The organism is Acinetobacter sp. WC-743 (assembly GCF_000335555.1).
Lineage (GTDB): Bacteria > Pseudomonadota > Gammaproteobacteria > Pseudomonadales > Moraxellaceae > Acinetobacter > Acinetobacter bereziniae.
In genome coordinates this window covers 100,780-111,428 of record NZ_AMFQ01000085.1, presented here as the reverse complement: position 1 = coordinate 111,428, position 10,649 = coordinate 100,780, and the positions used below count along the sequence as shown (strand labels likewise).

General features: G+C 37.3%; 11 protein-coding genes. 10 read left to right on the top strand and 1 reads right to left on the bottom strand.

All coding sequences use genetic code 11. From position 1 onward, the window contains the following. Positions 1-67 precede the first annotated feature (67 nt). The 3 genes from ACINWC743_RS12185 (at position 68) to ACINWC743_RS24330 (ending at position 3,851) form a co-directional block, all read left to right on the top strand. Positions 68-1,233, top strand: a protein-coding gene (locus tag ACINWC743_RS12185; protein ID WP_085947548.1) for an IS3-like element ISAba21 family transposase whose coding sequence is annotated in 2 segments (ribosomal slippage) — positions 68-326 and positions 326-1,233 — 1,167 coding nt in all. Because the reading frame shifts where the segments join, the coding sequence is not laid out codon by codon here. Between the two features lie 543 nt (positions 1,234-1,776). Then, positions 1,777-3,183 (top strand): antiviral reverse transcriptase Drt2, encoded by a 1,407-nt coding sequence (drt2, locus tag ACINWC743_RS12180; protein ID WP_009585598.1) that lies wholly within the window; start codon positions 1,777-1,779, stop codon positions 3,181-3,183. A gap of 506 nt (positions 3,184-3,689) precedes the next feature. Next, entirely contained in the window at positions 3,690-3,851 is a 162-nt protein-coding gene (locus tag ACINWC743_RS24330; RefSeq protein ID WP_009585603.1) for a hypothetical protein, read from the top strand. Positions 3,852-3,941: 90 nt separating this feature from the next. Here ACINWC743_RS24330 and ACINWC743_RS12175 read toward each other — a convergent pair whose 3' ends face one another. After that, positions 3,942-4,571 (bottom strand): hypothetical protein, encoded by a 630-nt coding sequence (locus ACINWC743_RS12175; RefSeq protein ID WP_009585597.1) that lies wholly within the window; start codon positions 4,569-4,571, stop codon positions 3,942-3,944. 730 nt (positions 4,572-5,301) lie between these two features. On the opposite strand from ACINWC743_RS12175, the gene ACINWC743_RS12170 reads away from it, so the two are divergent. From ACINWC743_RS12170 to ACINWC743_RS12140, 7 genes are all read left to right on the top strand, one after another. Beyond that, complete coding sequence (locus tag ACINWC743_RS12170) at positions 5,302-5,586, top strand: hypothetical protein (RefSeq protein WP_009585578.1); 285 nt, start codon at positions 5,302-5,304, stop codon at positions 5,584-5,586. A 4-nt stretch (positions 5,587-5,590) separates the two neighbouring features. Continuing rightward, positions 5,591-5,902 carry a hypothetical protein gene (locus ACINWC743_RS12165; RefSeq protein ID WP_009585624.1) on the top strand — a complete coding sequence of 104 codons (312 nt, stop codon included), beginning with the start codon at positions 5,591-5,593 and terminating at the stop codon, positions 5,900-5,902. 37 nt (positions 5,903-5,939) lie between these two features. Continuing rightward, the gene (locus ACINWC743_RS12160) at positions 5,940-6,563 is read left to right on the top strand and encodes a hypothetical protein (RefSeq protein ID WP_009585585.1); all 624 of its coding nucleotides are present in this window, start codon (positions 5,940-5,942) and stop codon (positions 6,561-6,563) included. A gap of 250 nt (positions 6,564-6,813) precedes the next feature. After that, positions 6,814-7,857: a DUF932 domain-containing protein gene (locus tag ACINWC743_RS12155; RefSeq protein WP_009585605.1), complete on the top strand. Its 1,044-nt coding sequence runs from the start codon at positions 6,814-6,816 to the stop codon at positions 7,855-7,857. 122 nt (positions 7,858-7,979) lie between these two features. Beyond that, the gene (locus ACINWC743_RS12150) at positions 7,980-9,029 is read left to right on the top strand and encodes a YqaJ viral recombinase family protein (RefSeq protein ID WP_009585575.1); all 1,050 of its coding nucleotides are present in this window, start codon (positions 7,980-7,982) and stop codon (positions 9,027-9,029) included. A gap of 116 nt (positions 9,030-9,145) precedes the next feature. After that, positions 9,146-10,075: a hypothetical protein gene (locus ACINWC743_RS12145; RefSeq protein ID WP_009585589.1), complete on the top strand. Its 930-nt coding sequence runs from the start codon at positions 9,146-9,148 to the stop codon at positions 10,073-10,075. Between the two features lie 96 nt (positions 10,076-10,171). After that, entirely contained in the window at positions 10,172-10,399 is a 228-nt protein-coding gene (locus ACINWC743_RS12140) for a helix-turn-helix transcriptional regulator (protein WP_009585612.1), read from the top strand. Positions 10,400-10,649: the final 250 nt, after the last annotated feature.

Here is a 10,649-nt window from a genome sequence, read left to right as displayed (position 1 = left end):
CTGATGTGTGCTGAGAAAACAGGAGGTTTTAACTTGGTAAACTATAGACACTCATCAGGAGTTTACCATGAGCAAGAAACAGAAGACTTACACCGCAGAATTTAAAGTTGAAGCAATAAAATTGATTGAAGCCAATCAAGGCAATGTATCGGAAACAGCCAGACAACTTGGCATTTCAATGCAAACTCTTTCAAATTGGAATAATAAAGCAAAGACTGGCACCTTAGCAGGCACTAAACAATATTCACCTGATCTAAATGCCTTACTCGAAGAAAATAAAAAGCTCAAACAACAGCTCAAAACAGCTGAAATGGAACGTGAATTTCTAAAAAAGGCAGCAGCGTACTTTGCGAAAGAAAGTCAGTAAGGTACGCCTATATGAAACAGCAAAGATATTTATTCCCGATTAGCTTTATGGCTAGATTACTTCACGTTTCAGTGTCACGATTTTATGATTGGCTAAAACGAGGCATGAATAAAAGATTGGTTCAGCGAAATCAACAGACAATTTTGGTCAAAATAGCTCATGAGGAAACTAAACAAAGCTATGGCTATATTCGATTAACTAAGCATTTACAAGCGCAAGGTATCAAAATCAGTACGTATGCTGTACGTCAAATAAAAAAGCTCAACCAGCTGTATTGTAAGCGTCATAAGCGTTTCAAAAGAACTACGAAGAGTGATCATAATCGAGCGATCTACGCAAATTTACTAGAGCAACAGTTTTCAATGACTAAGCCCAATCTTGCATGGTCAAGCGATATTACATACATTTGGACTGCTGAAGGTTGGTTATACTTGGCAGCAGTAAAAGACCTGTACACGAAACAAGTGGTTGGCTATAGCTTAAATGAGCGTATGACCGCACAACTTGTTTGCAATGCACTGACTATGGCGATTCGTAATCAAAAACCAACGAAAGGCTTAATTATTCATTCGGACAGAGGCAGCCAATATTGCAGCCATGAATATCGAAAGATACTGGAAAAATGTGATTTTCAAGGTTCAATGAGCAAACGTGGGGACTGTTACGATAATGCACCGATTGAAAGTTTCTGGGGCATACTCAAGAATGAATTAGTGCATCATTGCAACTATAAAACCAGAGATGAAGCTAAAGCAGATATTACAGAATACATTGTGTTATTTTATAATCAGCGAAGAATTCAAAAGAGTTTGGATTTTAAAACGCCAAATCAAATAGCAGAGAACTTTTATCGGTTAGCTGCCTAGCATATCCCAAGTGAAAGTCTCCTGCTAATTCAGCACATATCAGACTTATACATTTTTAGCTAAAAATGCTGTGTCGGTATCATAAGGAATTGAGCCACTACTGGCTCAATTCCTACAGGTAAAATCTAGACTCTCTAATTTAGTTAGTATTTTATTTTTTATATGAAAGATTTATATGCTAAGAAAAGCAGGAGTTTGTCTTTAGCCTAAGTAGTCCTTTTTTAAACTAAGTTTTGAGGCTTTATTTTTTGCATCAATATTGTATTTTAAAGAAAATTCACATAAAATTTGATGGCCTTCGAACTGACGTTGCGGAGAGTTGGATGTTTAAGATGTCAAGTACTTTATCAAGTACTTGCAGCACAATGTAAATCTTCGTGAGAAGTTGTTGGTTTAGCTGTTTAACTTTATTGTTAGGTATCATTAGGTACTCCTTGAGTTTATACTAAGTTGTTATATGCGTTTTGGTTTTAACTTAGATTAAGTCGTTCCCCCAGATGGATTTTTATCGGCGCGAGATATTTGCTATCTGGGGTTTACTATATGAAATATGAAGATTATTACGACGAAATATATTCAAAGAAGCATGAAAAAGTAGTTAATAATGTTAAAAAGCCAAAGAGTTTATTACATTTTGATTATGCTCTTGGGCCTAAAGAGGCATTTAAATTAGTTTCTAATCCTGAGAATGTTGAAAAACATTGGTTCCTTCCAATGCTTGGGTTTAACTTATCAATTAGAAGAACCTACCTAGAAGAGAATAAACCAGGAAATGTAGTTAAAAAAAGAAAAAATAAAGATCGACCTATTAGATATGCCTCTAATAGGGATGCATATATTTATACTTATTATTCTTACATGTTTAATAAACAATATGAGGAGTACCTTAGTGATAAAAGTTTCTATCACTCTCCAATTGCATACCGATCACTAGAAAAAAATAATATTGATTTCGCTCACACGGTTTTTAATAAAATCAAAGAAATAGGAGAGTGTACTGTCATATGTATGGATCTAACAAGTTTCTTTGATACTTTGGATCACACTATCTTATATCAAAATACATTAAAAATATTAGGACAAACTAAATTTAGGCCAGATCAAGAAAAAGTTCTTAACTCTTTAACGAAATATTCATTTTTTGATAAAGATTCAGTAATTCGTGAATTAGGTTGGACTCTTCAGGAGTTTCGAGAAATAAGGAGTTCTATCCTTTATAAAAAGGGGCTAACCCCTGATGATTCTTTCTTTAGTTTTAAGCAGATCCGGAGTAATAAGGATAGTAATGGTGAATGGATTATTAAAAAAAATCCGAATAGAGATAATAAAAAAATGGTTGGAATCCCACAAGGAACCCCTATTTCGGCTCTACTATCTAATATATATATGATAGATTTTGATCAAGAAATATTTGAATATACTGCTTCTAAGAAAGGCTATTATGTAAGATATTGTGATGATGTCTTAGTTATATTACCAGGTCAAAATTGTTATCGAGATATTGTTACAACTATTAAGGAAATTTTAGTTAGAACTGCTGGAAATAGTTTAAAAATCAATGAAGGTAAAACTGAGGCTATTCAATTTTATGTAGCCAAAGAAGGGTTAGATTATACAAATCTACTTCATCCTGAAAAGAACTTTGAGTTGCAATATTTAGGCTTTAATTTTAATGGAAAAAGAACAGTCATTCGGCATAGCAGTATTGCTAGATACTATAGAAAACTTAAATCAAAGCTTAATACTGTAAAATATCGTGCATCTAAAAATGAAAAAAAATCAACGCCTTACTTAAGAGATATTTACCAAAAATATAGCCACGTTTCTAATAAAAAAACATTTATTAGTTACGTGAAATTAGCTTCTGATGTTATGGGGGAAAAGAAAATAATGCGACAGGTGAAAAATCATATGAAGTTTATTAAAAAGGTAGCATCTGAGAAAACTTAATAATATTAAAAAGCATTTTAATTTAATTTTAGGAACTCATTCTTGATTGGTTCAGTTGTATTGAGCAATTGATGAAAAAGGCTGTATGTATCTGCTAAATGCCTGTATTAATCATTGATGCTTATTTTTTATTTATTTTTAAGAGGGTGTAAAAAATTATGAGTAAATAGAGTATTAAAATACTTAATTACACGTTTTTCAAACATGATACTAAAGCGATTTATGGCAACTTTCCAAATGGCAAAGTCTCGCTTAGAATGGCTGGATAGTGTGTAATAAAGAACTTAATTTAGAATCAAGCAAAATTTTGAGACAGTCAGAAATTAAATATTCTGAAAAATTTAGATGCTTTATTTGGGGTTACTGTTTGAAATATCAAATGTTTTGTTTTTAAATTAATATAAGATATTAAAATATATAGATAAAAATAAAAAAATATAGGTATAATGTCAATGTATCTACACTTAGCAAATAATATCATTAAAAATTTTAAGAGGGGGAGCGAAATGTCAAAAACAGCGTATATTGTAAAATGGGTTGATTCAAAAGCACCATCTTCTGTTATCAGCACACCTATTCAAGCGAGTTCAGCGCAAGAAGCTAAAGCTCTGCTTGAAGCAAAGCAAAGAGGCAAATCAATAAAAATTATTTCTGCAAATCCACAGTAATTTTTACTAATACTGATTATGTGAAAGGCTCTAAAGAGCCTTTTTGTTTTAACCAATCTTTAGTTTTTTACATACTTAAAATATAGAAGATTACTTATTGATCATTCTTTTTTTTATTTTTTCTAAATTTTTGTTTAAATTGTATAACTCTTTTTCGTAATTTTTATAATTAGTATCAATATCTGAAATTTTTTGAATAATTAAGTTTTCTTCATCAATATTTTTAAAATTTTTAATAGATTGATTAAGCTCGAATTTATCTCTTCGTAAGTTTTTCATACGTTTAGTAACTGTTTTCTTTACGGCTTCTAAAGATGAAATTTTATTTTCAATAGATTCTTTATTTTCTTCCTTATTCTGCTCTTTTGTTTGCCTATCAGCATAATTAAAACTTTTTCTATAATTATCTAAACCTTGTTTCCTTTCATTTATGTCCGATTGTATATTTTCTATGTTATTTAGATAACTTTTTGCTTTCTGCTTATTTTCTATTGTTTCATTTGGATCATTTATTACTTCTTTTGCATTTTTTTTAATTTGATCATTATTAGCCTCAGCTAAATTAAGAAGAAGTGATGGGGCTTCTTGGGCTAATTTTGTTGCTCCAGCTACAACTGTTTTTCCAATTACTTCTGCTAAGCCTAAAGTTTTATCTTTTGTTGATTCTGAATTCTTGACTTTATCATTGAATGTATCTTTTATATTTTTCCAAGAAAACATATTCTATTCCTTAAATAAATTAGCTACGTATAAATATAATTTGTATTAAGTAACTCTACAATTCTTTAAGTGGCTAAAATGACAATTTGATTAAGAAATTTCCGTAAAGTTGGCATGACATGGTATATGGAGTTATTTTTGAAGATTTGAGGAACTTGCTTAGTGTTAGCTAATTGACTTTTCTGATGGTTTATTATATTTCCCCCGTTTTCTAATTAACCAATAGATATATTGAAATATAAAACAAGCCCTATTTCTAAACATCTGAATTGACTTAAATCCACCTCACCATTATTCTTAGCATGCTGACCTACATTGTCAGTTGGTTTTGACAGACCAAGCGTATAGCGTATCAGGTACTTATATTCTTCCTGAGTATAAGTCTTGTGCGAAACCTTCTCGTCCCCCTTTGCGGTAGAACGGGAGGGGGACGCGTTCGCGCGTGCTGGTTCTATATGCCCAGTCTGTCAACCCCTTTTCGTTCTGCCACCATAATCAATTGACAGTGATTCGGTAGAACTTCTTATGCATATAGGAGTCCATCATGGTCATTCAAAACATCCCCTTGCTGTACTGAATTCTATTTCAAGCAACTGACTTTTTACCAAGCAGTTGAAGGGATTTATTCGTCTCATTTTATTCAAATTCGCACATCTTCCTGACTCGGGAGCGTTCGTCGTTGTGTCTTAAATTTTGATTTCAATACAGAACAATATTAGAGGGGAGCTTTATGAAAATTCTAACATTCAGCATGCTTGCTGTATTCCTTTTACCTGTTTTATCTGCTTGTTCATCTACGGATAGCAAAGACCGTAAAGCCTATATCGAACAATGCATGTATCCAAACGCTGCCATTAAAACCGCAGTGGAAAGTGAAGAAGCTTGTGCCTGTCGCTATGACAGTATTCGTGAACAATACGGCAAGCCATTCTTTACTGTACCAATCACCAATGATGAAGACAGACGTCGTCTGGACTTTGCTAGAGGCTATACCGTGGGCAAATGCAGAGGATAGGAATATGCAAAACAAAAAAATATTTCTGATTATTGCTGTTGCTTTGCTTGCAGGTTGTACCTCCAAACAAGAGAAAGCTTGTCAGGAAGAAGCCAATGTGGCTGAAACTGTGATGCAGGCGCGCTTGACCTACGGTGGTTTTGCCGAAGCGACGTATATGCTTGCAGGCGATAACGATGAGCTGAGAGAACAACTTAGACCCATCATTCATGATGCCTTTGAATATAGTCGAGGTGGTACAGCGACATTCGAAAAAACCAAACAAGTCTTTAAAGATAAATACTACCAACAGTGCATGGATAGACCAGCACCTTGATGTGAATGCCTAAGCATAGAGGGGAGAGGGGGGAAAGATGAAAAAGATCATGATGTTGGCAACCATAGCTATGTTGACGGTCGGTTGTGAAAAGCAACCAGAAGCAGTACAAGCACAGAATAGCGCAGTTCAAACTGAGCAAGTCAAAACAAAGGCTCAAACAGACAAGTTGACTGAGAAAGAACTACAGGACTTGGAGTCCTTAGAAAAATCGCCAAGTGAAGAAACGGCAGCCACCGCAGGCTATTATTTGAGTAATTTGGAAGTGACACCCGTTGAAGAGATCCGCGAATTTATTGCTAAGGGCTGGGATGAATGGGAAACACTAAATAGACAGGAAGCGGAGAAGGACGCACAACAATCACCATCCGACCAAGGCGATGCTTCAATGCAATATCGTATTGAAATCAAGAATCAGGTCTTTGGTGGAAAGCATGAGGTTGAAACAGCCTACCTCCATTTAATCTCATTGTCCGACAGCATTACACTGGATCGAGTGGTGGTGAATCGGGGTAACTGTAAAGCAGATTATCGTGATGGTGCCAATCCAATTCTGTACGGCAAATCCATGCGTTTCTTCTTAAATTGTGATCCACGGAATGTTAGAGAGGTGGTTGCAGTACTCAAGGATGGACGTGAAATTGTGATGTCACCGCAGTAGGCTGAGGGCTGTATTTATTCTACATATGCACCACTCACTATACTGTTGAGTTGTTGAAGCTTTTGAGCGGATTGAAAGAAATTTCACTTATATAACATAAAGATGAATCAATAGACTGAATGTGTTCATTGAGCCTATTACACAGGATTTAATAAGCACATTCACAAGACCCATCTAAATCAGGCTGCTGGACTTCATTCCAATCAAGGGATGGGGTTCAGCAGCCTTTTTGTTTATAAGGACAAAACTCATGGCACATCAAATCGAACAAATGGCGTATGTAGGTGAAACCCCTTGGCATGGTTTAGGCAACCAACTCACGCAAAACCAACCGATTGAAGTCTGGGCACAACAGGCAGGCATGGACTGGCGCATTGAATCTTCCAATGTTAGCTACATGGCGCAGAATGAACGAGGACAAAGCATCATCATGCCCTATGAAGAACAACGAGTGTTATACCGTTCCGATACTCATGCACCACTTTCTGTGGTTAGCCAGCGCTATCAGGAAGTGCAACCCAAAGAGATTCTACACTTTTACAAAGATCTGACTGAACAATCGGGCTTTGAACTGGAAACCGCAGGGGTACTCAAAGGTGGCAAGAAGTTCTGGGCATTGGCACGTACAGGACAAACATCAGCCTTAAAGGGTAAAGATGTCAGCAATGGCTATATTCTCTTAGCAACTGCTTGTGATGGCACTCTAGCGACTACAGCGCAATTCACCTGTATTCGAGTGGTGTGTAATAACACCCTAGCCATCGCCCTGAAAGGACAAAGTTCAAGTGCAGGCGTGGTTAAAGTGCCACACAGCACCAAGTTTGATGCAGAGAAAATTAAACAGCAATTGGGTATTTCAGTGCGTGCATGGGAAGAGCACATGTATGAAATGAAACAACTCAGTCAACGAAAAGTCACTCAACAGGAAGCAGCAGCCTACTTTGATGCCGTGTTTAACAATACCAGTCTGAGTATTGCTGAACAGGATGACAGCATTATTCAGTTTTATCGCAATGTTGCAACACATGCAAACTCAACAGCTGAGACCACAAAAGCCGAACCCAATGGACGAGCAATGTCTAAAGTCATGACCATGTTTAACGGGCATGGACGTGGGGCAGAACTAAGTTCAGCCAAAGACACCGCGTATGGGCTGCTATGCAGTATCACCGAATTTGCTGACCATGAACGTCGAGCCATGAGTCAGGATCATCGACTCGATTCAGCTTGGTTTGGTGCAGGAGCAGGCTTAAAGCAACGTGGCTTAGAACAGGCTTTACGCATGATTGCCTGAGCTCAAACACTTAAGCCCAACTAACCCAACAAATCAATTAACCAATACATCTTAGATAACTCACAGCCACATCTTCGGATGTGGCTTTTTTATGCCCGAAATTTACAAAATAGGAAATCATTATGAATACAGCACTAAACACGCCTCTCAATGTAACACCGAATCCAATCGTTAATATCCATGCCAATCGTCCTAAACTTTTTACCGCCAAACGCTTTGTGGATACCAAGAAACTTAGCCAAGCCGAGTGGTTAGAAGTACGTCGGCAAGGCATCGGTAGTAGTGATTGCGCTGCTGCTTGTGGGCTGAATCCCTATATGTCGATGCTGGAACTGTGGATGATTAAAACAGGGCGGATTCAACAAAACATCGAAGATGAAAGCGAGGGACATGCACCCTTGTACTGGGGTAAACAGCTTGAACCTTTAGTGGCTGAATACTACAGCATGCACACCAACTATAAAGTTCGTCGAGTCAATGCCGTATTACAACACCCTGAACCTGATAAATATTTCATGTTAGCTAACTTGGATTATTCGGTGGTGGGTGATGCCGATGTGCAAATCTTGGAGTGTAAAACCGCAGGGGAATATGGCGCCAAACTATGGCGTGATGGTGTGCCTTTATACGTGTTGTGTCAGGTACAGCATCAATTGGCGGTGACAGGCAAACAAGCAGCCCATATTTGCGTCCTCATTTGTGGGCATGAAACCCGTATCTTTAAAGTAACTCGTTCAGAATCGGTGATTCAACACATCATCGATGCAGAGCGTTACTTCTGGGAATGTGTAGAAAAGGATACCCCACCTGAAGCGGATGCCAGTGAATCGGCAGCTAAAGCCTTACAGCTCCTCTATCCTGAACATGTACCACTCAGCACCATAGACCTCACTGAAGATACGCAAGCCAATCAACAGTTTGAGCAACTGCTTCAAGCACGCAACCAAATTGAAAAGCATCAGGAGCAATTCGATCTACTCAAACACCAGTTACAAGCCAAGATACAACAGGCTGAACGTGCAACATTCATCAATGGCTCGGTGACGTGGAAAAAGGCTAAAGATTCGATCAGCTTAGACAGTAAGGCATTACTGAAACAGCATCCTGAATATCTGAATCAGTTCCCTCAAAGCAAGCAAGGTTCACGGCGTTTCAATATTTATACCGATTAGCCTAAGCAAAACATTGCACCCCCAACAACTCAAATCCCATACATCAGCGTATGGGATTTTTTTATGCAAATTTTCTTTTAACTAAGCAACACATTTAAACGACAGAGGAAAACACAATGATCAAAGGTTTAGTCATCACACCGCCTATTTTAGGGCGAATCAGTATTGGTAAAGTGGTCGAAAAGAATGGCAAACGCCTACCTGAAAAAGATGACCAATTCACCATTACCAGTCAAATTCAAGGCAAAGAAGGCTGGATTAAACATCCATTGGATGAGCAACTTCGAGCCAAAGCGCAAAACCAAAAACTTAGAACCATACCAGTGCGGATGATCTTCAATGATCCTGAACTGAATTTACGCGCAGAGTACAGTTTATTTGATCGTCAAACGGGACGACCGATCTGTGTAGGTAATGGTGAAACATGTCAGCGAATGACCAATCAAGGGATTGAACAACACCCATGTCTTTCACCTGATCTCTGTCCTTTGGCACAAGGAGGTAAATGTAAACCTTATGGACGTTTGCATGTCAATTTGGATGAGTCGGATGAACTCGGCACATTCATCTTTAGAACCACAGGTTTTAATAGTATTCGGACTTTGGCAGCAAGACTTAGTTATTACCATGCTGCATCGAATGGTTTGCTGTCCTGCCTACCTTTACAACTCACACTTAGGGGAAAATCAACCACACAAAGCTATCGAACGCCTGTGTATTATGTGGATTTAACTTTGAGAGATGGGGTTAACCTTCAACAAGCCATTCAAATGGCACAAGACATTGATCAACAAAGCAAAGCTTCTGGATTTAATCAATATGCTTTAGATCAAACTGCACGGCAGGGGTATGGTAATGCTAAGTTTGAATTGAATGCTGAAGAAGGATTGGATTTGGTGGAGGAGTTTTATACGGATGAGGTTGTTGAATCTGAACAGGTACAGTCTGAGTCTAAAGCCAAGACAAAGCCTAAATTCAATCAAGGGGATGGGTTTGTGCAGGATATTCAGAAAGGCTTACAGCAGAATGTACAGGCTGTGAATTAGACAAGGGTGGACGAGATTGGACTCGGTAAAATTTTATTGGACTGCCTTATGATCTGAGCGAATACACGCTCGCATCAATGATCAGGAGTAAACATCATGAATGCGTTCACAGGTCAAACTTTTCAGATGAATCAAATTATCAATTTGAAAGAGGTTATGCGAATTACAGGGTTAAGTCGTGCAACGATTTATAACATTATGGATGAGCGTCATAAGCAATATGATCCAACATTTCCCAAACAGACAAATTTAACTGTTGGTCGTGTGGGTTGGTCTGCTTGGGAAATCAATCAATGGATTGAGACTAAGTTGGCCAATCGTTAATAATTGGGAGCTTCGGCTCCTTTTTTTTTGGAGTACATAAAACAATATTCTGATTGACTGGGGGTACTAAGTTGCCTTTAAGTTTTAATTGGAGTTAGATTAAAGTCGATAAGTGTTTTTATTTTTTAAGAAAATAATGATGTATTATTATGATAATAAATATGAAAGTTTGAATCCATGGGATAGTAATTTGTACTATTAGCTGAAAAGTATTAGTAGAACCAACTTTATAACTGAGTTGAAACTGAAT